Source organism: Micromonospora sp. NPDC047620, from assembly GCF_043205005.1.
GTDB lineage: Bacteria > Actinomycetota > Actinomycetes > Mycobacteriales > Micromonosporaceae > Micromonospora.
In genome coordinates, this window is sequence record NZ_JBIDDG010000002.1 from 41,093 (window position 1) to 62,553 (window position 21,461).

General features: G+C 73.7%; 20 protein-coding genes and 2 tRNA genes. 7 read left to right on the forward strand and 15 right to left on the reverse strand.

Features of this window, described 5'->3' with window-relative positions:
• The first annotated feature begins 16 nt into the window (after positions 1 to 16).
• Positions 17 to 484, forward strand: a complete 468-nt coding sequence (locus ACGF5C_RS02490) for an ATP-binding protein (protein ID WP_393296020.1) — start codon at positions 17 to 19, stop codon at positions 482 to 484.
• Positions 485 to 622: 138 nt separating this feature from the next.
• On the opposite strand, the gene ACGF5C_RS02495 is transcribed toward ACGF5C_RS02490, so the two are convergent.
• Positions 623 to 1,561 (reverse strand): ribose-phosphate diphosphokinase, encoded by a 939-nt coding sequence (locus ACGF5C_RS02495; RefSeq protein WP_393296022.1) that lies wholly within the window; start codon positions 1,559 to 1,561, stop codon positions 623 to 625.
• Positions 1,562 to 1,652: 91 nt separating this feature from the next.
• On the opposite strand from ACGF5C_RS02495, the gene glpK reads away from it, so the two are divergent.
• Complete coding sequence (glpK, locus tag ACGF5C_RS02500; protein WP_393296024.1) at positions 1,653 to 3,137, forward strand: glycerol kinase GlpK; 1,485 nt, start codon at positions 1,653 to 1,655, stop codon at positions 3,135 to 3,137.
• Here glpK and ACGF5C_RS02505 read toward each other — a convergent pair.
• From ACGF5C_RS02505 to ACGF5C_RS02515, 3 genes are read right to left on the reverse strand one after another with little or no spacing between them, the layout of a single operon-like run.
• Positions 3,134 to 4,315 carry a hypothetical protein gene (locus ACGF5C_RS02505; protein WP_393296026.1) on the reverse strand — a complete coding sequence of 394 codons (1,182 nt, stop codon included), beginning with the start codon at positions 4,313 to 4,315 and terminating at the stop codon, positions 3,134 to 3,136. The genes glpK and ACGF5C_RS02505 overlap by 4 nt on opposite strands.
• Positions 4,312 to 4,809: a SigE family RNA polymerase sigma factor gene (locus ACGF5C_RS02510; protein ID WP_350703809.1), complete on the reverse strand. Its 498-nt coding sequence runs from the start codon at positions 4,807 to 4,809 to the stop codon at positions 4,312 to 4,314. The genes ACGF5C_RS02505 and ACGF5C_RS02510 overlap by 4 nt, the downstream gene beginning before the upstream one ends.
• Before the next feature lie 57 nt (positions 4,810 to 4,866).
• Positions 4,867 to 5,700 carry a phosphoribosylaminoimidazolesuccinocarboxamide synthase gene (locus ACGF5C_RS02515; protein WP_393296028.1) on the reverse strand — a complete coding sequence of 278 codons (834 nt, stop codon included), beginning with the start codon at positions 5,698 to 5,700 and terminating at the stop codon, positions 4,867 to 4,869.
• A gap of 168 nt (positions 5,701 to 5,868) precedes the next feature.
• Between ACGF5C_RS02515 and ACGF5C_RS02520 the strand changes: the two genes are divergently transcribed.
• A complete protein-coding gene (locus tag ACGF5C_RS02520; RefSeq protein ID WP_393296030.1) occupies positions 5,869 to 7,200 on the forward strand; it encodes an ABC transporter substrate-binding protein in 1,332 nt (443 codons plus the stop codon).
• A 31-nt stretch (positions 7,201 to 7,231) separates the two neighbouring features.
• On the opposite strand, the gene ACGF5C_RS02525 is transcribed toward ACGF5C_RS02520, so the two are convergent.
• The 7 genes from ACGF5C_RS02525 to ACGF5C_RS02555 all read right to left on the reverse strand — a co-directional run bounded on the left by ACGF5C_RS02525 (position 7,232) and on the right by ACGF5C_RS02555 (position 13,937).
• Complete coding sequence (locus ACGF5C_RS02525; protein ID WP_393296032.1) at positions 7,232 to 7,480, reverse strand: hypothetical protein; 249 nt, start codon at positions 7,478 to 7,480, stop codon at positions 7,232 to 7,234.
• Positions 7,481 to 7,615: 135 nt separating this feature from the next.
• Positions 7,616 to 7,689: transfer RNA gene (locus tag ACGF5C_RS02530), tRNA-Met, on the reverse strand.
• A 214-nt stretch (positions 7,690 to 7,903) separates the two neighbouring features.
• Positions 7,904 to 7,980: transfer RNA gene (locus ACGF5C_RS02535), tRNA-Met, on the reverse strand.
• Positions 7,981 to 8,079: 99 nt separating this feature from the next.
• The gene (locus ACGF5C_RS02540; RefSeq protein WP_393296034.1) at positions 8,080 to 9,021 is read right to left on the reverse strand and encodes a hypothetical protein; all 942 of its coding nucleotides are present in this window, start codon (positions 9,019 to 9,021) and stop codon (positions 8,080 to 8,082) included.
• Positions 9,011 to 9,520: a SigE family RNA polymerase sigma factor gene (locus ACGF5C_RS02545; protein ID WP_393296036.1), complete on the reverse strand. Its 510-nt coding sequence runs from the start codon at positions 9,518 to 9,520 to the stop codon at positions 9,011 to 9,013. Before ACGF5C_RS02545 ends, ACGF5C_RS02540 begins: the two co-directional genes overlap by 11 nt.
• Before the next feature lie 165 nt (positions 9,521 to 9,685).
• Positions 9,686 to 12,700 carry a UPF0182 family protein gene (locus ACGF5C_RS02550; protein ID WP_393296038.1) on the reverse strand — a complete coding sequence of 1,005 codons (3,015 nt, stop codon included), beginning with the start codon at positions 12,698 to 12,700 and terminating at the stop codon, positions 9,686 to 9,688.
• A gap of 223 nt (positions 12,701 to 12,923) precedes the next feature.
• Complete coding sequence (locus ACGF5C_RS02555; RefSeq protein ID WP_393296040.1) at positions 12,924 to 13,937, reverse strand: PDZ domain-containing protein; 1,014 nt, start codon at positions 13,935 to 13,937, stop codon at positions 12,924 to 12,926.
• Between the two features lie 113 nt (positions 13,938 to 14,050).
• Between ACGF5C_RS02555 and ACGF5C_RS02560 the strand changes: the two genes are divergently transcribed.
• Positions 14,051 to 15,349, forward strand: a complete 1,299-nt coding sequence (locus tag ACGF5C_RS02560) for a zinc-dependent metalloprotease (RefSeq protein WP_393296042.1) — start codon at positions 14,051 to 14,053, stop codon at positions 15,347 to 15,349.
• A gap of 51 nt (positions 15,350 to 15,400) precedes the next feature.
• Here ACGF5C_RS02560 and ACGF5C_RS02565 read toward each other — a convergent pair whose 3' ends face one another.
• Complete coding sequence (locus tag ACGF5C_RS02565) at positions 15,401 to 16,015, reverse strand: hypothetical protein (RefSeq protein WP_393296044.1); 615 nt, start codon at positions 16,013 to 16,015, stop codon at positions 15,401 to 15,403.
• Positions 16,016 to 16,146: 131 nt separating this feature from the next.
• A complete protein-coding gene (locus ACGF5C_RS02570; protein WP_393296046.1) occupies positions 16,147 to 16,677 on the reverse strand; it encodes a M48 family metallopeptidase in 531 nt (176 codons plus the stop codon).
• A 512-nt stretch (positions 16,678 to 17,189) separates the two neighbouring features.
• Here ACGF5C_RS02570 and ACGF5C_RS02575 point away from each other — a divergent pair.
• From ACGF5C_RS02575 to ACGF5C_RS02585, 3 genes are all read left to right on the forward strand, one after another.
• Entirely contained in the window at positions 17,190 to 17,357 is a 168-nt protein-coding gene (locus tag ACGF5C_RS02575; protein ID WP_012014940.1) for a DUF5679 domain-containing protein, read from the forward strand.
• A 281-nt stretch (positions 17,358 to 17,638) separates the two neighbouring features.
• Positions 17,639 to 18,688 (forward strand): hypothetical protein, encoded by a 1,050-nt coding sequence (locus ACGF5C_RS02580; RefSeq protein ID WP_393296048.1) that lies wholly within the window; start codon positions 17,639 to 17,641, stop codon positions 18,686 to 18,688.
• Between the two features lie 249 nt (positions 18,689 to 18,937).
• Positions 18,938 to 20,284, forward strand: coding sequence for an ABC1 kinase family protein (locus tag ACGF5C_RS02585; RefSeq protein ID WP_393296050.1), 1,347 nt, complete (start codon positions 18,938 to 18,940; stop codon positions 20,282 to 20,284).
• Between the two features lie 350 nt (positions 20,285 to 20,634).
• Here the strand turns inward: ACGF5C_RS02585 and ACGF5C_RS02590 are convergent, their stop codons facing one another.
• Both ACGF5C_RS02590 and ACGF5C_RS02595 read right to left on the reverse strand, forming a co-directional pair.
• Complete coding sequence (locus tag ACGF5C_RS02590) at positions 20,635 to 21,000, reverse strand: WhiB family transcriptional regulator (RefSeq protein WP_393296052.1); 366 nt, start codon at positions 20,998 to 21,000, stop codon at positions 20,635 to 20,637.
• Between the two features lie 133 nt (positions 21,001 to 21,133).
• Positions 21,134 to 21,391 (reverse strand): hypothetical protein, encoded by a 258-nt coding sequence (locus ACGF5C_RS02595; protein ID WP_357462420.1) that lies wholly within the window; start codon positions 21,389 to 21,391, stop codon positions 21,134 to 21,136.
• Positions 21,392 to 21,461 lie beyond the last annotated feature (70 nt).

A 21,461-nucleotide genomic window follows, 5' to 3' on the forward strand; every position in this document is an offset into this window, starting at 1 on the left:
CTGTCGGGACGGGGCCATGACGAGTGCAGAATCCCCGGCACCGCGTACGGTTGTGCCCATCGAACCTTCCCTCCTGATCGCCGAAGCCTTCGACCAGGCCCAGGTGACCGAGTTGCGACACTCGGTCACTTCCTGCGCGCACACCGCCGGGCTGGCCGGCCAGCGCCTGGACGACTTCGTGCTGGCGGTCAACGAGCTGATCACGAACGCGGTCCGGCACGGCGGGGGCCGGGGCTGGCTGCGACTGTGGCGGCAGTCGGGGCTGCTCGTCTGCGAGGTCTCCGACCACGGCGGGGGGATCAGCAAGCAGCGGCTCGGCGACCGGGCCCGCCCCGCACCGGACACCGCGGGCGGGTGGGGCCTCTGGTTGGCCCGGGAGTTGAGCGACAGCATGGAGGTCGAGACCGGCGCCGCCGGCACGACCGTACGGATCAGCGCCTCCGTCGGCACCCCCGAACACACCGGCCGCCACCGCCGCGACTAACCCTTCCCTTCCCCGCCTCCCCCTCCCCGGCGATCTTGCACTTTCGGCCCTCGAAATGGGCGCCTTGCCCTATTCGCCGGGGCAACAAGTGCAAGATCGCGGGAGTGGGGAGGGGCGGGGGGCAGGAGGGGTGGGGGGTCAGGAGAAGAGGGCGCTGACGGACTCGCCGTTGTGGATGCGGCGCATCGCCTCGGCGAGCGCCGGAGCCACCGAGAGGACCGCCAGCTTCGGCACCCGCTTGTCGGCCGGGATCGGCACGGTGTTGGTGCAGACGATTTCCAGCACGCCCTCCTGCTCGCTGAGCCGCTGGAGCGCGCCGCTGGAGAAGAGGCCGTGCGTGCAGGCCAGCCGGATCGAGCGGACCTTCCGCTCGCGCAGGTGCTCCATCAGCTCGATCACCGTGCTGCCCTTGGCGATCTCGTCGTCCAGCACGATCACGTCCCGGTCGGCCACGTCGCCGATCACCGCGCTGATCTTGACTCGGTCGTCGCTGAACCGCTGCTTCGCCCCGGCCGCCACCGGCGTGCCGAGCCGGCGGGCGAACGCCGCGGCCTCCTTGGCGTTGCCCAGGTCCGGCGAGACCACCACCGTGTTACTCAGGTCGTAGCGGGTGAAGTGGGCGGCCAGCTCGCGCAGCGCGTGCAGGTGGTCAACCGGCACGCTGAAGAAGCCGTGCACCTGGGGCGAGTGCAGGGTCATCGCCAGCACCCGGTCCGCCCCCGCCGAGGTGAGCAGGTCGGCCACGAGCCGCCCGCCGATGGAGATACGCGGCGCGTCCTTCTTGTCCGACCGGGCGTACGCGTAGTGCGGCAGCACGACGGTGATCCGGCCGGCGGAGGCGCCCCGGGCCGCATCGATCATCAGCAGCAGCTCGACCAGGTTCTCCTGCACGGGCGGGACCAGCGGCTGGATCAGGAAGACGTCCCGCTCCCGGCAGTTGGCCTGCAACTGCACTTCCAGGCAGTCGTTGGCGAACCGGGACACCCGCACCGGGTGCAGGGGCACACCGAGGTGGGCACAGATCTCGGCGGCGAGGTCGGGATGGGCGGTACCACTGAAAACGGCGATGTCACGCACGTCCGCACATCGTACGGACGGCACCCGGACCGGGCCTCGATCGGGGCCGCGCCGGTCGGCGGAGCGGGGCCGGTCCGGGTACGGTGCTGCCGTGACCCCCCAGTACGTCGCCGCCATCGACCAGGGCACCACCTCCTCGCGGTGCATCGTCTTCGACCATGCCGGGGAGATCGTCTCCGTGGCGCAGCGGGAGCACCGGCAGATCTTCCCCCGGCCCGGCTGGGTGGAGCACGACGCCGAGGAGATCTGGGACAACGTGGAGCTGGTGGTCCGGGAGGCGTTGCGGGCCGCCGGGACCGACGCCGCCGGGCTCGCCGCCGTGGGCATCACCAACCAGCGGGAGACCACCCTCGTCTGGGACCGGGCCACCGGGCGGCCGGTGGCCAACGCGATCGTCTGGCAGGACACCCGCACCGGGCCGCTGCTGCGCGAGCTGGCGCAGGCGTACGGCGAGGAGTGGTTCCGCTCCCGCACCGGCCTGCCGCTGGCCACCTACTTCGCCGGGCCGAAGCTGCGCTGGCTGCTGGCGCACGTCGACGGGCTGCGCGAGCGCGCCGAGGCCGGCGAGGTGCTGTTCGGCACGATGGACAGCTGGCTGGTCTGGAAGCTGACCGGTCGGCACGTGACCGACGTGACCAACGCCAGCCGCACCATGCTGATGGATCTGACCACCCTCGACTGGGACCCGGAGCTGCTCGACGCGATGGGCGTGCCGGCCGCGATGCTGCCGGAGATCCGCAGCTCGGCCGAGTTCTACGGGGAGGGCACCGGGGTGCTGGCCGGGGTGCCGGTGGCCAGCGCGCTCGGCGACCAGCAGGCCGCCCTGTTCGGGCAGACCTGCTTCCAGCCGGGCGAGGCGAAGTGCACCTACGGCACCGGCAGCTTCCTGCTGCTCAACACCGGGGCCAGCCCGGTCACCTCGTCGCACGGCCTGCTCACCACGGTCGCCTACCGGATCGAGGGGCAGCCCGCCGCGTACGCGCTGGAGGGGGCCATCGCGGTCACCGGCTCGCTGGTGCAGTGGCTGCGGGACAACCTCGGGCTGATCTCCACCGCCGGTGAGGTGGAGGCGCTGGCGGGCACCGTCGACGACAACGGCGGCTGCTATGTCGTACCGGCCTTCTCCGGGTTGTTCGCCCCGCACTGGCGCAGCGACGCGCGGGGCGTGATCGCCGGGCTGACCGGCTACATCACCAAGGGGCATCTGGCCCGGGCCGTGCTGGAGGCGTCGGCCTGGCAGACCCGCGAGGTGGTCGACGCGATGAACGCCGACTCCGACGTGGCGCTGCGCCGGCTCCGGGTCGACGGCGGGATGACCGCCAACGGGCTGCTCATGCAGTTCCTCGCCGACGTGCTCGACGTGCCGGTGGTCCGCTCCCGGATCACCGAGACCACCTGCCTCGGCGCCGCGTACGCGGCCGGCCTGGCGGTCGGCTTCTGGCCGGACCTGGCGACCCTGCGCGCCAAGTGGCGCTCCGACGCGCAGTGGGAGTCGACCATGGACCCGGCCCACCGCGAGCGCGAGCTGCGCAACTGGCGCAAGGCCGTCGAGCGCACCCTCGACTGGGTGGACTAGTCGGGAAATTTCGCCCGCATGCTGTAGCCGGTCTTCAGTGGCCGCATCATCTGCGCGAGGAGCGTCATGGTGACGGCCGCCCGGCGCACCCCGTTGTCCAACCCCAGCTCGGAACAGCCGCTGTAGGTGACCCGGACCGGCGTCTCGCCGTCCGGGCCGCGCACGAGGAGCAGGGCGTCGTAGCGGGCCGGGTCGGGCCGGCAGTCGTTTCCGGCGAGGTCGGGGTTGCCGCCGGGCCGTGCCCTGTTCAGCGCGCTCGCGAGGGCGGCCGCGTCGGAGCCGGTCAGCCGGGCCGACGTCCGGAGCCGGTCACTGTGCACCCCGGCCCCCTCCTCCCCGTAGGCGCAGATGGCGATCGAGGACGGATCGGCCGGGACGAAGGGGGTGCGGCCCGGGAGCATGGCCACCTCGGGCACCGGAGCGCCGGACCTGTCCTGCTCCGGCGGCGGGGCCGAGGCGACAAACGGGCGGCGGGTGGCGCAGCCGACGTGGTCGGTCTCCACCAGCCGGAGGCTGTCGAGGATCCGCCGCGTGGTGGCCTCGTCCCGAGTCCGCACGGTCACCGCGACCTGCCGCGCCGAGACGGTGATGGTACCGGCGTACCGCCCGTCGGGCAGCCGCCCCTCGGCGCGGACGGCGGGCACCCCGCCCACGTCGACGGCCCGCTCCGGCAGCGCGCCGGCGCTCGGCCGCCCGCTCGGCTCCCTGGCGGGCAGTTCGGTCAGCGGGCCGCCGCCCGGCCGCTCGCCGATTTCCGCGAGCTCCTTGTGGGCCGGCTCCGGGGTGAAGCAGCTAAACTGCGCGTCGACACCCCGGACCACGCTCGGCGCGCCGGTCATCCCGCAGCCGGAGTCGTTGACCGTCCAGTGCGCCGGCACCCGGATCTCCGCGCCGAGGGAGCTCTCCCACCGCCAGTCCGCGGTCGCCGCCCGGTCCTCGGCCGCCACGTCCACGGCAGGGGGGCGGGCCGGGCGGTCGCTGGTCAGCGCCGGAACCACCCCCACGGTGACGAGCACCGCCACGGCTACTGCCCCGGTCCCGGCCACCCGGACGCGGCGACGCCGCCGGGCCACCCGCGCCCGTACCGCCCCGGCCAGGTCCGCCCCGCCCTCCTCGGCCTCGGCCTCGTGGCTGAGGAAGGTGTCCCGGACCAGCGTCTCGACGTCGTACCGGCTCATGGCAGCGCCTCCCGATCGATCGTGGGCACCGTGGCCCGGAGCGTGGCGAGGGCCCGGGCAGCCTGCGACCGCACGGTGGCCGGGGCGCAGCCGAGGACCTCGGCGATCTGGGTGTCGGAGAGGTCCTCGTAGTAGCGCAGCACCAGCACCGCCCGCTGGCGGCGCGGCAGCCGGCGCAGCAGCGCCCAGGCGGCGTCGCGCGCCGCGTGGCTGCCGGCGTCGTCCGGGCCGGCCGCCCCGTCAGCGGGGGCGGCGACCGGCAACTCGCGCGAAGAGAGCCGCCGCCACCAGCGCAGGTTCTCGTTGACCAGGACCTGCTTGAGGTACGCCTCGGGCCGGCTCATCCCGGCCACCCGCGCCCACCGCACGTACGCCTTGGCCAGCACCGACTGCACCAGGTCCTCGGCCTGGTGCCGGTCCCCGGTGAGCATCAGCGCGAACCGCAGCAGGGCTCCCCCGCGGGCGGTCACGAACTCCTCGAACGTCGGCTGCATGGCACCTCCGCCCCAGGAAGTCCGTGGGGTGGCCGAGGTGCTGCACCGGTCGGGAAATCAGCCCCAGCGGTTGCCGGTGAGCTTCTCGTAGACGTCGACGTAGCGGGCCCGGGTCGCCTCGACCACCTCGGCCGGCACCTCGGGCGCCGGGGCCTGCTTGTCCCAGCCGCTCTCCACCGCCCAGTCCCGGACATACTGCTTGTCGTAGGAGAACTGCGCCCGGCCCGGCTGGTACGACTCGGCCGGCCAGAACCGGGACGAGTCGGAGGTGAGCAGCTCGTCGCCGACCGTCAGGGTGCCGTCCGGCGCCCAGCCCAGCTCGATCTTGGTGTCGGCGACCAGGATGCCCCGGTCGGCGGCCAACTCGGCGCCCCGGCGGTAGAGGTCGATGGTGATCTGGCGCAGCCGCTCGGCGGTCTCGGCGCCGACCTTGTCCACCACCTCGGCGAAGGTGATCGGCTCGTCGTGCTCCCCCACCGGCGCCTTGGTAGACGGGGTGAAGATCGGCTCGGGCAGGATGGACGCCTCGACCAGGCCGCGCGGCAGCTCCACGCCGGAGACGGCACCGGTGCGCTGGTACTCCTTGAGGCCGCCGCCGGTCAGGTAGCCCCGGGCGACGCACTCCACGGGCACCATCTCCAGCCGCCGGCAGCGGATCGCCCGCCCGGCGAATTCGGCCGGCACGTCGGTGGCGGAGATGACGTGGTTCGGCACCAGGTCGGAGAGCTGTTCGAACCACCACAGGGACAGCGCGGTGAGCAACTTGCCCTTGTCGGGGATCGGCGTCGGCAGCACCACGTCGTAGATCGAGATGCGGTCGGAGGCGACCAGGATCAGGTCGTCGCCGTCGGCGTAGACGTCCCGAACCTTGCCCGAGTGCAGAAGTTCCACGCGTCCTAGTACACCACGCGACCTGCGTACGGCCTCCGGCGGTGGCGGACGGCATCGATGCCGACGACCGCGGGTGCGGCGGTGTGGCCGGACGGACGTTGACACCCTCCCGCGCCGCCTGCGTGAATGATCCGGCCGCCCCGCCCGCCCGGTCCACCAGGAGACTCCGTGCCCGCTGCCCGCTTCCCGCTGCCCCGTCACGGGGCGGACCCGGGCCGGCGGCGGGTGCTCGCCGCGCTGCTGGGGGCGCCGGTGCTCGCCACCGGCGGGCTCACCGGGTGCAGCGAGGAGCAGACGGCCCCGGCGGAGAGCGGCCCGGTCGAGCTGTCGGTCTTCTGGTACGGCGGGGCGAAGCGGGCCGCGCTCACCGAGCAGGTGCTGCGGCTCTACACGGACCGCAACCCCCACGTCGGCTTCCGGATCACCTGGCAGGGCGTCGACGGCTACTACGACCGGCTGGCCACCCAGGCCGCGGGCGGCAACGTGCCCGACCTGATGCAGGTCGACGACAGCATGCTCGCCGAGTACGCCCGCCGCGAGATCGTCCTGGACCTCACCGGGTACGTCGCCGACCACCGGCTGGACCTGCGGAGCCTGCCGCCGGGCCTGGTCCGTTACGGGCAGGTCGACGGGCGGACGGTGGGCGTCGCCGCGGGACAGACCGCCGCCGTGCTGGTCCACAACCGCACGCTGCTGCGCCGGCTGGGCGTGCCCGAGCCGGGCGACGGGATGACCTGGCCGGAGTACGTCGCCTGGGCGCGGCGGGTCACCCGGGCCAGCGAGGGCCGGGTGGCCGGCACGATGGACGCGTCCGGCGACTACCGCGCGTTCTGGCACTGGCTGCGCGGCCAGGGCGGTGAGCTCTACCGGGGCCGGCAGCTCGGCTTCGACGCCGGCGCGCTGGTCGAGTGGTTCGAGCTGTGGCGGCGCGCCCGGTCCGACCGGGCCACCCCGAGCGCCGCCCTGGTCGAGCAGGCCGACAGCGGCGAACCGGCCCGGCAGCTGGTGGTCACCGGCGCCGCGGCCGCCTCCTTCGCCTGGTCGCACCAGCTTCCCGAGCTCCAGCGGCTCACCGGCGCCGAGCTCGGCCTGGCCGCCCTGCCCGGCCCACCGGAGGCGCAGTGGGCGCGGGCGTCGATGTTCTGGGCGGGCTTCCGCGGCACGCGGCATCCCGCCGTGGTGGCGGACGTGATCAACTTCCTGACCGGCAACGGCGAGGCGGGCGCGGTGCTCGGTCACGAACGGGGGCTCAGCCCCAGCCTCGCCGTCCGCCGCTACGCGGAGGGCAGCATCACCGACCCGGCGCAGAAGCGCGCGGCGGCGTTCGGCACCGCACTGGGCGACCGGTTGGGGCCGGCGCCCAGCCCGCCACCGCAGGGCCATCCCCGGGTGCGCGCGCTGCTGCTGGAGGCCGCCGAGAGCATCCGCAGCGGGGCGACCGGCAGCCGGGCGGCGACGTCGCGCTTCATGGCCAGGGCGGAAGCCGCCCTGGCCGGATAGCGGCCGTCCGGCAGACGCCGACCCGTCCGGCTCAGCGTGGCGGGCCGCCGCGCCGGTTGCGCATCATCCGCAGCACCAGGAAGACGATCACGGCGACCACGACGAGGCAGCAGAGCAGGCTGAGGAAGCCGAAGCCGCCACCGCGGCGTCGCCGCGCGGCCTCCACCACCAGCTCACCCGTGCCGCTGGACGCCCAGGCCGCGACGGGCACGAACACCGACAGCACGACGGCACCGAGGACCGTGCTGAGCCGGCCCCACCACTTACCGAAGGAAGACATGCTGACATCCTCGCCGACAACCGCAACCCTGGCACGCTGGTCGGCGAGGACCCGCCCGCAGGATCCGGACCGGCGCGGTCGGGTCCGGAGATACCGAAAGACCCCGGAGATCTTCTCCGGGGTCTTTCGCGAGAGTAGCGGGGACAGGATTTGAACCTGCGACCTCTGGGTTATGAGCCCAGCGAGCTACCGAGCTGCTCCACCCCGCGTCGGCATGTTTACTCTATCGCATCCCCCGCCCCGATGATCAGCGGGGCACCCGATCCCACCCGGATTCCCTCCCGGGCCGCCGCGAGGCCTGACCCGGGGCCCGGGACTGGCTGGGATTCGCGGGTCGCGTCCGCCACCGGAGGCACGGCCGGAGCCCGGTTCCTGCCCGAGAACGCGGAACGGCCCCGAGGATTCCTCGGGGCCGTTCCGACGTGGTAGCGGGGACAGGATTTGAACCTGCGACCTCTGGGTTATGAGCCCAGCGAGCTACCGAGCTGCTCCACCCCGCGTCGGCTTGTACACCGTATCTCACCACCCCCGGCCGCCGCAAAACGACCCGCGAGCGGGGCGGTCCGGGCCGCGCGCCGCCGCCCGGACCGCCGTACGGCTCAACCCAGCCAGTCCTCGATCGCGTCGACCGCCCGCCGGCTGTCGGCGTCGACCTGGGACCGCTCGGCGGAGGTGCCCTCCCAGCCCTGCTCCCAGAGCACGGTCACCACATCCCCTATTCGGATCGCCCGGATCAGCCGGACCTCCTCGCCGCCCGTCGGCTCGCCCTCGACGTCCCGACCCGGCGTCCGGATCTCGAACAGCACCGAGTCGTCGCCGAATCCGCCGTCGGCCAGCAGCCGCACCCGGGACGTCGACGGGTTGCCGCCGCTCACGCCCGGCTGCTCGGGGCAGGCTCGCACCGCCGCCCGCAGCTCGCGGAGGAAGTCGTCGGCCCGGCCCGGACGGTAGACGGTGACGCTGTGCGCGTAGCTGCCGTCGGGGACGTACCCCTGCGGGGTCTGCGGCAGCTTGTAGGCGAGGTTCCGGGTGCGGCGCTGCACGATCCCGGCGTCGCTGCCGTACCGGGCGTCGCAGAGCCCCGGCAGCGCCGCGGTGTCACGGAAGACCGGGTCGATGCCCGTCCGGTTCGCGGCCGCCTGGACGAAGAAGGCCCGGTCCGGGACCGAGGTGGGCGTACGCGGCGGCGCGGCGCCGGTGCTCCCCGCCGACGTCGCGGGCGTGCCCCTCGTCGGGGGCGTGCCCGTCACCGACGGCGCGCCGGTCGGCGTGCCCGTCGCCGCGGCAGACGGGGAAGGGGCGGTCGCCGACGGCGCCGGGGTGCCGGCAGGCGGCGTGAGGGGGGTGGCGTCCCCGGCCAGCACCAGCCGGGTGCCGGTCGCCAGCCCGCCGACCAGCAGTGCCGTCGCGAGCGCGGCACCGGTGATCCGGACCCGGGCCCGCCGGTCGGCGCGTCGCCGCACCTGCTCGGGGGCGGCCAGGGTGCGGCCGTCGGCGTCCTCGGCGAGCGACCGGTAGAGATCGGACAGTTCACGCGACATCGTTCGCCTCCAGATCCTCGACGGACAGGTCGGGCAGCAGCGTGGCCAGCCGGGCCCGGCCCCGCGCCAACCAGGACTTCACGGTGCCGGTGGGCACCTGCGTCTCCCGGGCGATGTCCTGCACCGACATGTCGAAGAGGTAGTGCAGGGCGAGCGCCTGCCGCTGGGCGGCCGGCAGTTGGCGCAGCGCGCCCACCAGCAGCACGCCCTCCTCGCCCGGCGGCGGCACCGGCTCCGGCGGCCCCGTACGGCTCAGCATCGCGCGCCAGCCGTGCAGCCGGCGCCACCGGTCGGTGGCCAGCCGCGCGACCACGAGCCGCAGCCAGGCCTCCGGCGCCGGGTGGGTGGTCAGCCGGCCCCACTGCCGCCAGGCCCGGGCGTACGCCTCCTGCACGAGGTCCTGCGCCTCGGTGTGGTCGCCCACCACGGCGTAGCCGTAGCGGAGCATCCGCCGCGAGGTGCTCCGGTAGAACTCGTCGAAGCTTGTCGCGTCCCTCATCTTTCGACCACACTCCCCCGGCCGTTCCTGCCTCTTGCAGGGAAGACGGCGTCAGGAGGGGGCGGGTTGCGGGGGTCCGGCCGCCGGTCGGGAAAGCGACAGCGCCCCCGGCGCCGGGGACCGGAATCGGTCCGCGGGCCGGGGGCGCTGCGGCGGATTGCCCGGTCAGCCGCTCGGCGTCGGGGCGGCGCTGCCGCTGGCCGCCGGGGATGCCGGCGGGCTACCGCTGGGCGTGGCACCGGGCGTCGGGGCGGTCGCCGCCTGCTGGGCCCGCTGGAAGGCGGTGAGCGCCTCGTCCAGGGCCTTCAGCGCGCGCCCGTACCGCTCGAAGTCGCCGGACGTCTGCGCGGCCCGGACCTCCGTGATGGCGGCCTGGACCCGGTTGGCCGCCTCGGCCAACTCACCGGTCAGCGCGGGCGGCGTGCCGCCCGGCGGGGTGCCGCCGGGCGGTGGCGGCGCGCCCGGGGTGGCGGCCTGCTTGCCCTGCTCGACGAGCTGCTTGATGCCGTCGGCGACGTTGTTGGCCAGCACCACGTAGGAGCCGCCGTCGCCGTAGGACATCAGCACCCGCTGCAACAGCGGCGGCGCGTTCTGCGCGGCGGTCTTCACGTAGACCGGCTCGACGTAGAGCATGCCGTCGCCGAACGGCAGGGAGAGCAGGTTGCCGTACTGCACCTGCGCCTGCGCGGACTGGAGCAGGTTGAGCTGCTGCCGGATGTTGCCGTTCTGGGTCATCGACTGGTGCACCTGCACCGGCCCGGAGACCCGGGTCTGGTCGGGCAGGTCGAGCACCTCGAGCTTCGGCTGCCCGTCCACGTACGACCCGGAGATCAGCGCGGCGAGGTTCTCCCGGCCGTTCGGGGTGACCGCCGAGGTGAGCTGGAAGCGTGCCGACTCCTGGCCGGGGAACTGCGTGAACAGGTAGTACGGCGGCTGCTTCTGGCCGGTGTCGGGGGCGTCCGGCACGTTCGGCACCTGCCAGAAGTCCTGCGCCGAGTAGAAGTCGCCGGGGTCCGTCACGTGGAACCGGGTCAGCAGGTTGCGCTGCACCTTGAACAGGTCGGACGGGTAGCGGAAGTGCTCGGCCAGCTCCACCGGGGTCTCCGACTTCGGCACCACCAGGTCGCCGCCGAACGCCTTGTTCCACGCCTTGAGCACCGGGTCGGTCTCGTCGAACTCGTAGAGCCGGACGCTGCCGTCGTACGCGTCGACGGTGGCCTTGACCGAGTTGCGGATGTAGTTGACGTTCTCCCGGGCGAGCTGGAACGTGCCCCGCCCCGTCAGCTCGTCGGCCGTCTGCTCCTGGAGGTTGATCCGCTCGGCGTACGGGTAGGTCGCCGCCGTGGTGTAGCCGTCGATGATCCACTGGATCCGGCCGTCCACCACCGCCGGGTACGGGTCGCCGTCCAGGGTCAGGAACGGGGCGACCTTCTCCACCCGGTCGCGCGGGTTGCGCACGTAGAGCAGCTTCGAGTTGTCGTTGACCGCGTCGGAGAGCAGGAAGTTCGACTCCTGCTCCTTGATCGCGTAGAGCAGCCGGCGGGTGAACGAGCCGATCTCGACGCCGCCCTCACCGGTGTAGGTGTAGGACTCGCCACCCTCGCCGACGGGGCGGTCGAACTCCGCCTTCCGCTCCGGGTCGGTCTGGCCGACGATCGCGTAGTCGCCCTCGTCCATCCGCTCGCCGTAGTAGATCCGGGGCTGCTTCGCCGGGATCTGCTCGGTCTGCGCGGCGCACTGCTCGTTCGTCTGCGCCTGGCCCTGTTGCTGCTTCTGCTGTTCCTGGGGGTCGCCGAGGAAGCCGGAGACGAAGAACGGCTGGCCGCCGCAGACCACCCGGCTGCCCGGCGCCGCCACCAGCCCGTAGCCGTGGGTGTAGACGGTGTGCCGGTTGATCCAGGTGTTCTGCTGGGGGGTCAGCTGCCGGTAGTTGACCTCGCGGAGGCCGACCACGTAGTCCTGCACCTTGCCGTTGACCGCGTACCGGTCGACGTCCAACTTCTCGCCGAAGTCGTAGAACTGCCGGACCTGCTGGCGCTGGGTGTAGGTCTCCGAGACCAGTTGCGGGTCGAGCAGCCGGATGTTCGGCACCACGGACGTGTCCGTGGCCAGGCTCGCCGGCGGGGTCAGGTTGTTCGCCGCGTAGGGCGTGGTGGTCACCGACTCCAGCCCGAACGCCGCCCGGGTGGCCTTGATGCTGCGGTCGATGTAGGGCGCCTCCTTCTCCTTGGCGCTCGGCTTGACCTCGAAGGTCTGCACCGCCCAGGGGTAGATGCCGCCGATGGCGACCGCGGAGACGCCGAGCAGGGCGAGCGAGATGCCGGGCCAGACCAGGTTCCGCATCCACGCGTTGGAGAAGACGATGATCGCGATGGCCACCACGATGGAGATGTACGCGAGGATCTCCTTGGCCGGCAGCAGCGCGTTGACGTCGGCGTAGCCGGCGCCGTAGACGTTGGCGCCGTCGTTGTACTCCAGCAGCATCGCCCGCCGGTCCAGCACGTACGCGATGGCCTTGAGCAGGACGAAGACCGCGACCAGCGTGCTCAGGTGGGCCCGGGCGGCGTTGGTCATCCGGTCGCCGACGCCCTGGAGCCGGACGCCGCCGAAGATGTAGTGCACGGCCAGCGCGCCGACCACGGACAGCACCACCGCGGTGAAGCCGACCCCGAGCAGGTAGCGCCAGAACGGCAACTGGAAGACGTAGAAGCCGATGTCCACCCCGAACTCCGGGTCCTCGACGCCGAAGTCCCCGCCGTTGCGGAAGAGCAGCCACTGGTTCCACCGGCTCTGCGCCGACAGCCCGGCGAAGAGGCCGACCACGCCGGCGACCAGCGCGATCCACAGGCCGAGCCGGGGGCTCAGCAGCATCCGGTAGCGCTCGAGGGTGGCCTGCTCCGGTGAGTGTGGCCGCATCCGGGGGCGCAGCCGGTGAGCCAGCCAGAGGTTCCCGCCGACGATCACGGCCATGCCGAGGCCGACGGCGAGGAAGAGCAGCAACCGGGTCGCCAGCACGCCGGTGAAGACCTGCGTGTAGCGGACCTCGTCGAACCACAGCCAGTCCGTCCACGCCTGGACACCCCAGCCGAGCAGGGTGAAGAGCACGAACACCCCGACCAGCACACCGATCGTGACGCGTCCGCGTCGGCTCATCCTCGGCAGGGGGCTGCTGCTACGCATGACCACTGTTGGCTCCGCACGCTCGATGTGATCGGCTCCGACCAGGCACCCAGAGTACGGGGTGTTCCTGAACGCGTCGGTCCAAGGTCACGCGGCGACCACGCGGAGCCGCCCCGCGCCGGCCGACGGCCCTCGTCGCGGCGGCCGTGGCCGCGCCCGATCGGCGCGCGCTCCCCGACCCGACGGGGTCGACGTCAGCGGCGGAACCGGCCGCGTGCGGCGGTCAGCAGCGGGTCGGCTGGCCGCCGGCGCGCAGCGTCTCCAGGGCGGTCAGCGCCTCGTCCAGCGAGCCGACCCGCAGCAGCGGCAGCCCGGGCTGCGGGTTGCGGACGGCCTCGGCGCAGTTGTCCGCCGGCACCAGGAACGCCACCGCGCCGGCCTCCTTCGCGCCCACCAGCTTCTGCGCGATGCCGCCGATGGGACCGACCCGACCGGCGTCGTCGATGGTGCCGGTGCCGGCGATGATCTTCCCGCCGGTCAGGTCCTCCGGGGTCAGCTTGTCCACGATGCCGAGGGCGAACATCAGGCCGGCGCTCGGCCCCCCGATGTCCTCCAGGTCGATGTTGAGGGTGAACGGGTGCGGCTGCTGCTGCTCGATCTCGATGCCGATGCGGGGCCGGCCGTCCTGCTCCCGGCTGGTCACCTTCGCCGTGGCGGCGGCGCCGCCCCGGGTGTAGCCGATCTCCAGCGCGGTCCCGGCGGGCTTGGCCCGGACCAGCTCGGTGAGCCGGGCGGCCACCGGCATCGGCTGCCCGTCCACCGAGGTCACCACGTCGCCGGGCTTGAGCACACCGGCGGCCGGGCCGTCGGCGGCCACGGTCTTGACCACCACCTGGACCGGGTACCCCAGCTCGCTCAGCGCCGCGGTCTCCGCGCTGGTCTGCGAGACCTTGAAGTCCTCGGCGTTGCGCTCGTCGACCTCCTCGCGGCTCTCCCCGGGCGGGTAGACCAGCTCGCGCGGCACGACCGCCTCGTCGTCGGAGAACCAGCCCTGGATCGCCGAGCGCAGCTTGACCGTGGGCTGCACCCCGACCGTGGTCAACCGGAGCTGCCCGGCGGACGTGGAGGTCTCCCGGCCGTTGACCTGGATGATCTCCTTGCCGTTCTCCTTGCCCAGCGTGTTCACGGTCGGCCCGGGGCCGAGCACCACGTACGGGATGGGCGCGCCGAGCACGCCGATGCTGAGCAGGGTGGTGAGCAGAGCACCGAGCAGGACGGTCACGCCACGACGTCTCATGCGGCAGAGCGTACCGACCGGGGTGGGACGCCCCGGCGGGCGAACCGCGACTTCGCCCTCAGCGGAACGCCAGCGGCGGCGACCTGGGGCGCGGCGCGCGTACCGTAGACGTCGTGCCTGATATTCCGTTCGGTTTCGCGCTCCCGGGTGGGCAACCACCAGACCCCAACGATCCCGCGCAGATGCAGCAGTTCATGTCGCAGTTGCAGCACCTGCTCTCCGCGTCGGGCAGCGGGCCGGTCAACTGGGACCTGGCCCGGCAGGTGGCCGCCAGCCAGCTCGCCGCCGCCGGTGACCCGGCGGTCTCGCCCTACGAGCGCAACGCGGTGGAGGAGGCGCTGCGGCTCGCCGACCTCTGGCTGGAGCCGGCGTCCGCCCTGCCCTCGGGCATCCAGACCTCGGTGGCCTGGAACCGCAACGAGTGGATCTTCAAGACCCTCGACGTCTGGCGCAAGCTCTGCGACCCGGTGGCCAGCCGGATGGTCGGCGCGATGGGCGACCTGGTGCCGCCGGAGGCGCGCGCCCAGCTCGGCCCGATGCAGTCCATGGTCGCCACGCTCGGCGGCGCGCTCTTCGGCGGCCAACTCGGCCAGGCGCTCGGCTCGCTCGCCGCGGAGGTGCTCTCCGCCGGCGACATCGGGCTGCCGCTCGGCCCGGCCGGCACGGCCGCGTTGATCCCGGCCAACATCCGGGCGTACGGCGAGGGCCTGGAGCTGCCGGAGGACGAGGTCCGCCTCTACGTGGCCCTGCGCGAGGCCGCCCACCAGCGGCTCTTCCAGCACGTGCCGTGGCTGCGCGGGCACGTGCTCAGCGCCGTGGAGATGTACGCCGCGGGCATCCGGGTCAACCGGGAGGCGATCGAGGAGGCGATGGGCCGGGTCGACCCGACCGACCCGGAGTCGATGCAGGCGATCGCCCTGGAGGGCATCTTCACCCCGGAGGACAGCCCGGCACAGAAGGCGTCCCTGGCCCGGCTGGAGACCGCCCTGGCCCTGGTGGAGGGCTGGGTCTGCCACGTGGTGGACAGCGCGGCCGGCGGCCGGCTGCCCAGCGTGGTCAGCCTGGGCGAGGCGTTCCGCCGTCGCCGGGCGGCCGGTGGCCCGGCCGAGCAGACCTTCGCGGCCCTCGTCGGCCTGGAACTGCGCCCGCGCCGGCTGCGCGAGGCGGCGGCGCTCTGGGCGGCGCTCACCGAGCACCGGGGCATCGCCGGCCGGGACGCCCTCTGGGGCCACCCCGACCTGCTCCCCTCGGACGCCGACTTCGCCGACCCGGTGGCCTTCGCGATGGCCCAGTTCGACCTCAGCGAGTTGGAGAGCTTCGACTTCAGCGCGCCGGGCGGCCCGGAGGAGAAGGCCCCGGGCGAGCCGGAGCAGCGCCCGGACGACACCGAGGGCGGCGAGGCCCGCCCCTGACCCGTGGCCACCGACGGGTGCCGCCCGACCTGCCCGGGTCGGGCGGCACGGTCAGCGCCGCCGGCCGGTGCCGGAGAGCAGGGCGCGGGTGGTCTCCCAGCCCTCCACGGCCGGGTCGAGGAAGGCCAGGTCGGCCGGTCCGCGCAGGCGACGCCACGCCGGGGTGACCGCTAGGTCGCCGGGGCGCGGCGCCGCCGCGCGCACGGCCGCGGGCCGCGCGGTGTCCAGGTCCAGCGACGGCAGCCACGTCGGCACGGGCAGCCGCGCGGCCACGCCGAGCAGCCCCGGTCCGTCGCCCTCGACCGGCGCGACCGCCACCGGTCGGGTGGTGAGCGGGCGGAGCAGCTTGCCGATCGTCAGGCCCGGCACGTCGGGAGCGTCCCCGGCGACCACCGCCACCTGGTCGTACCCGGTGCCGGCGAGGGCGGCGAAGACGGCGTTCGGGGTCGGCTCGGGCACCTCGTGGACGGCCGTGTCCGGCCAGACCACCGCGTCGGCCAGCCAGCGGTCCTCGGGCGTGACGGCGACCGCCGTCTCGACCTCGTTGAGCGTGGCGAACAGGTCGACCACGTCCTCGGCGAGCGCGGCCCGCCAGTCCACCGGGTCGATGCCGGGCGGCGACCAGGTCACCGGTCCGAGCAACGCCACCACCACACGTCGGGCCACCCCGCGACCCTAGCCCGTCGCCCGGGGACGAGCGACGGCGCGGGACGCGGAGGCGCGGGAGCCGGCCGACGGCGCGGGCAGAGCAGGTCGGCCCGGCGCCGACAGGCCGGCGACGGCGCGGGCGGCGGGTGTCAGTCGGCCAGCGGGGCGCCGGCGACCGCGGCGACACCCTCCAGATAGCCGCGCGCCCGCTCGGTCTTCGGGTAGCGCGCGACGAGTGCCCAGAACCGGGCGTTGTGGCTGGGCACGATGAGGTGCGCGAGCTCGTGCAGGAGCACGTAGTCGATCACCCAGTCCGGCATGTCCTGGACCCGGTGCGAGATGCGGATCGTGCCGTCGGCGGGGGTGCAGGACCCCCAGCGGCCGTTCTGGTTGGTCACCCAGCGGACGCTCGTCGGCACCGCCTGCGTGCCGTGCTCGGCCAGATAGAGCTTGATCAGTCGGGTGGCCCGGGCGAGCAGTTCGGCGTCGGACCGGGCGAGGCGCCCCTCCCGGGCGGCCAGCCGGGCGAGCATCCGGTCGACCCACTCGCTCTCCTCGGCCCGCGAGAACTGGTCCGGAATGAGGACGACGACCCGCTCACCGTCGCGGTACGCGGACACCGTCCGTCGCCGGCGCTGGCTGCGCCGTACCTCGACGACCGGCTTGCGCGCCCCTGCCATCAGCAGACCGCGCAGCCTCGGATTCCTGCCACGAAGGAAAGCTAATGCGTACTGACCAGGGGTCCGCAAGAGTCAACACGACGACACGCGCCCGGAAAATGATGATTGGTCGGCAGAGTCCCGAAAAAACTTTGAACGGGTGGCCGGGAAACGCCGCCGTCACCCTTCGTGGCGACCGGCGACGGGCGTGCGCCGACGCAGCACACCGTAGGTGATCACCCGGCGGGGCGCAGCTCGGGGGCCCCGCAAGGGGGCATTCGACCGGGTTCGGTCGGCGTGTCCCCGCCAAACTGACTTATCAGACGTAATTCGCCATGCACACTCTCGACGTCGACTTGCTCACAGTGGCGAAGCACAGCTGACATGGAACCGCCCAGACCTGGGTAGGGTCCGCGCACCAGCGGTCACGACGGTGGCTGCGGCAGAACGACCCAGCGCCGGCGCCCGCGTGGCCCGCCGCCGGGCAACCCGCCGGGACGGCATCGGCCGGCGGACGAGACGAGGAGGGCACCGTGGCCGACCAGGCCCAGACCTACAACGGTTACTGCGTCAAGTGCAAGGAGAAGCGGGACTTCGAGGGACGCGTCGAGGTCTCGAAGACCGGGATGAACATGGCCAAGGGCAAGTGTCCGGTGTGCGGCACAACAGTGAACCGCATCCTGGGCAAGGCGAAGGTCTGACCCGTACGGGTGCTTCGGAGGGGGTGGCCGCCGGCCGCCCCCTCCGGCGTCCCCGCGCCCGGTCCGGGTCGCGGGCCACCACCCGACCGGCCCGGCCCGAGCCCCGGCCGGTGCCGGTCGCACGCCCCCACGCCCCGGCCGTCGCCACTGTCGGCTCACCGACATGGTTACCGGCCGGTTGTGGATATCCCGGGATGTCCTGTGGACAGTGCTGGACAGGGACCCGCGCACCTGTGGACAACGATCGACGGACAGCACGGACGCGGTCACGATTCGTTGTCATGCGTCGAGCCCCGCTCCCCCGCCCCACGCTGCTCCCCGGCCTCACCCGCCTCTGGCGGGACCGGCACACCCTCCAGCTCGGCGTCGAGCCGGGCCGCGCCGTCCTGCTGGAGATCGCCGATCCCCGGGCGGCCCGGCTGCTCGACCTGCTCGACGGCACCCGCAGCGAACGGCTGGTGCTGGAGCAGGCCGTCACCGCCGAGGTGGCGCCCGACGCGGCCCGCACCCTGCTCGACGCGCTGCGGGCCGCGGGCCTGGTCGTACCCGCGCACACGCTGCTGCCGAGGGACCTGGCCGGCCCGTCCCGGGCCCGGCTCGCCGCCGAGGCCGGAGCGCTGGCGCTGGTCGCCGCCCGGCTGCCCGGCACGCCCGCCCAGGTGCTGCGCCGCCGGCTGGCCGCCCGGGTCGTGGTCAGCGGGGCCGGCCGCCTCGGCGCCCCGGTCGCCCTCGCCCTGGCCCAGGCCGGGGTCGGGCACGTGCACCCGGACCTGACCGGCCCGGTCCGCCCGGCGGACCTGGTCGGCACCGGGATCCCGGCCACCGCGATCGGCTGTCCGCTGGCCCCGGCGGTACGCGACGCCGTCGAGCGCGCCGCCCCGGGCACGGGCACGGGTCCGCTCCGGCCCGGTCGGGCCGACCTGGTCGTCCTGCTCGGCGCAGACCGCCCGGCCGCCCTGCTCGCCGCCGCGCACGCCCGGCGCCGCCAGCCGCACCTGCTGGTCGCCCTCCGGGAGGGCGTGCCCGTTGTCGGCCCGCTCGTCCGCCCGCCCGCCGGCCCCTGCCTGAACTGTCTCGACCTGCACCGGACGGACCTCGACCCGGACTGGCCGGCGCTGGCCGCCCAGCTCGCCGGCGGCGCGGAGCAGGCGTGCGCCACCGCGACGCTCCTCGCGGCCGGGGCGTACGCGGCGGCGGAGGCGCTCGCCCAGCTCGACGGGAGCGCCCCGGAGACGCTCGGCTGCGCGGTGGAGGTCGCCGGGCCCGGCCGGTTCCGCCGCCGGGTGTGGCCCCCGCACCCCTCCTGCGTCTGCGCTCGGGGACGCCGGTGACCGCCGCCGGCGGGCCGCTCCGGCGGACGCCGGTGACCGCCGCGAGTGGGCCGCCCTGGCGGACGCCGGTGACCCGCACGGGGAGACGCCGGTGACCCGCACGGGGAGACGCCGGTGACCCGCACGGGGACGCGGCGACGGCCGTCCCGCGGGCCCCGGGCCCGGTCGGCGGCCCCGAAGGGCGCGGTCCAGCCACCCAGCCCGGCGGCAGAGCAGCCGCAGGCCCCCTGAGTCGGTAACAATGACCGGGTGACCGACATCCCGCGCCGGGCCGTGTCCCGGACCGCCAAGCTCGCCGCTCTGCCGCTCGGCTTCGCCGGTCGGACCGTCCTGGGCATGGGTAAGCGCGTCACCGGGCTCGCCTCCGACGTGATCTCCGCCGAGATCCAGCAGCGCACCGCCGAGCAGCTGTTCAGCGTGCTGGGGCAGCTCAAGGGCGGCGCCATGAAGTTCGGCCAGGCGCTGTCGGTCTTCGAGGCCGCCCTGCCCGAGGAGATCGCCGCCCCCTACCGGCAGGCGCTGACCAAGCTCCAGGAGGCCGCGCCGCCGCTGCCGGCGGCCAGCGTGCACAAGGTGCTCACCGAGCAGCTCGGTCCGGGCTGGCGGGACCGGTTCGTGGAGTTCGACGACGCGCCGGCCGCCGCGGCCAGCATCGGCCAGGTGCACCGGGCGGTGTGGCGGGAGCCGGGCTACGGCCCGTCGGGCGCGCCGCACAGCCGCGAGGTCGCCGTGAAGATCCAGTACCCGGGCGCGGGTGACGCCCTGCTCACCGACCTCAAGCAGCTCTCCCGGCTGGGCGGGATGTTCCGGGCGATCCAGCCCGGGCTGGACGTCAAGCCGCTCCTGGTCGAGCTGCGGGAACGGATCACCGAGGAACTCGACTACGAGCTGGAGGCCGAGTCGCAGCGCGCCTTCGCCGCCGCGTACGCCGACGACCCGGAGATCTACATCCCGGCGGTGGTCTCCGCGTCGCCCCGGGTCCTGGTCACCGAGTGGGTCGAGGGCACCCCGCTGGCGGACATCATCCGCGAGGGCACCGAGGAGCAGCGCGACGAGGCCGGCCGGCTGATGGCCATCCTGCACCTGTCCGCGCCGCAGCGGGCCGGGCTGCTGCACGCCGACCCGCACCCGGGCAACTTCCGGCTGCTGCCCGACGGCCGGCTCGGCGTGATCGACTTCGGCGCGGTGGCCCGGATGCCGGAGGGCACTCCCGAGCCGATCGGCCGGATCGCCGCGTTGGCCCTGCGGGGCAACGCCGACGAGGTGGTGGCGGGCCTGCGGTCCGAGGGCTTCATCGCCTCCACCGAGGAGATCGACGCCCAGGCGGTGCTCGACTTCCTCCGCCCGATGCTGGAGCCCATCGCCGCCGAGGAATTCCGGTTCAGCCGGGCCTGGCTGCGTGCCGAGGCGACCCGGCTGGCCAGCCCCCGCTCCCCCGCGTACCAACTGAGCCGGCAGCTCAACCTGCCGCCGTCGTACCTGCTCATCCACCGGGTGACGCTCGGGTCGATCGGCGTGCTCTGCCAGTTGGAGGCGAAGGCGCCCTACCGGGGCATCCTGGAGCGCTGGCTGCCGGGCTTCGCCCCGGTCCCCTGACCGGTCGCCGCGCCGCGACAACGCCCGGCACGCGCCGGAGGACGACGCGCGGAACGCGCCGAGGGGCGGTGGCCGAACCGGCCACCGCCCCTCGGGCATCAGTGTGGATCTAGAGAACGCCCAGGTCACGAGCCGATCGGTTGCGGCTGCTCATGGCGACGGTACGGGCGGAACGGGCTGCCTCAGTGCTCGTGGTGGTACGACCGGCCTGAGGCCGGCGCATTCGAGCCCGGGACAACGCTTCGTGAAGTAGTTGCATTTCGGCGACTCCGTTAAGAACGTTCAGCATGGTGGTCAGCTCTCTCGTCGCCGGTGCGAGACCGGCGTGGGTGGGACGGATCGGGTTCATGTCAGGCCGCCAGCCGGACCGCGTTGCGCGACTCGGACAGCCCACTGGCCGCCAGCCGCGCCTCGGCCTCGACCCGGAGCGCCGCGTCGCGGGCGAGGTCCTCCTTGCGCGGGCGACCACGGGGCCGCTTGCGCGGGACGACCGCGCCACGCTCGAAGATCTCGCCGCCCCAGACGCCCCAGGGCTCGGCCCGCTCCACCGCGCCGGCCAGGCACTCGACGCGCAGCGGGCAGTCCCCGCAGAGCGACTTGGCCAGCTCGAGCTCGGCGGGCGAGTCGGAGAACCACAGGTCGGGGTCGAACTTCCGGCAGGGCAGGTTCGCCTCCAACTCGACGCTCACGTCGAGCGGGGCCAACGCCAGACTCATCGCCCGGTCACCTCTCTCTCGTTTTCGATCTCGTGGATCGCACTTCCGACGTACTTGGCGGGCAAAAAAAACTGAGGCCGCGGATCCCGGTAGCGGGTTCCGCGGCCTCGAGGTGAGCCGGTGGTCTGATGAATCAGACTGGTCTACCTCGAGGTGGAACTCCGCGGACGTCCATGCGCTTGTTGGCGACATCGACGCCCTTGCCCGTGAAGCCACTGGTCCCCTGGATTCCGGTCGGCGCGGGAGCGAGGATCAGCTCGGCCTGAGCCTCGACCTGGTGCACCTGCGGAACCGACGGTCGCGTAGCGGCGAGGGCCACCCGGACAGCCGACAGCGGAACGACGGCAGCGGGCAGCGCCGCCGGACGCTCGTTGATGTAGAAGATCTCCATTGGTGCCACCTCCCTGACGTTCTCTCGTGCCGACACGGTCTCGACCCCTCGTGAGCAGCCCGAATGGCGC

What these genes read in the sequence shown, in the direction of transcription:
- ACGF5C_RS02490 (WP_393296020.1), top strand. Translation starts at nt 17, where the DNA reads ATGACGAGTGCAGAATCCCCGGCACCGCGTACGGTTGTGCCCATCGAA.
- ACGF5C_RS02505 (WP_393296026.1), bottom strand. Translation starts at nt 4,315, where the DNA reads ATGAGCCGGTACGACGTCGAGACGCTGGTCCGGGACACCTTCCTCAGC.
- ACGF5C_RS02510 (WP_350703809.1), bottom strand. Translation starts at nt 4,809, where the DNA reads ATGCAGCCGACGTTCGAGGAGTTCGTGACCGCCCGCGGGGGAGCCCTG.
- ACGF5C_RS02525 (WP_393296032.1), bottom strand. Translation starts at nt 7,480, where the DNA reads ATGTCTTCCTTCGGTAAGTGGTGGGGCCGGCTCAGCACGGTCCTCGGT.
- ACGF5C_RS02540 (WP_393296034.1), bottom strand. Translation starts at nt 9,021, where the DNA reads ATGTCGCGTGAACTGTCCGATCTCTACCGGTCGCTCGCCGAGGACGCC.
- ACGF5C_RS02545 (WP_393296036.1), bottom strand. Translation starts at nt 9,520, where the DNA reads ATGAGGGACGCGACAAGCTTCGACGAGTTCTACCGGAGCACCTCGCGG.
- ACGF5C_RS02550 (WP_393296038.1), bottom strand. Translation starts at nt 12,700, where the DNA reads ATGCGTAGCAGCAGCCCCCTGCCGAGGATGAGCCGACGCGGACGCGTC.
- ACGF5C_RS02555 (WP_393296040.1), bottom strand. Translation starts at nt 13,937, where the DNA reads ATGAGACGTCGTGGCGTGACCGTCCTGCTCGGTGCTCTGCTCACCACC.
- ACGF5C_RS02570 (WP_393296046.1), bottom strand. Translation starts at nt 16,677, where the DNA reads ATGGCAGGGGCGCGCAAGCCGGTCGTCGAGGTACGGCGCAGCCAGCGC.
- ACGF5C_RS02580 (WP_393296048.1), top strand. Translation starts at nt 17,639, where the DNA reads ATGCGTCGAGCCCCGCTCCCCCGCCCCACGCTGCTCCCCGGCCTCACC.
- ACGF5C_RS02590 (WP_393296052.1), bottom strand. Translation starts at nt 21,000, where the DNA reads ATGAGTCTGGCGTTGGCCCCGCTCGACGTGAGCGTCGAGTTGGAGGCG.
- ACGF5C_RS02595 (WP_357462420.1), bottom strand. Translation starts at nt 21,391, where the DNA reads ATGGAGATCTTCTACATCAACGAGCGTCCGGCGGCGCTGCCCGCTGCC.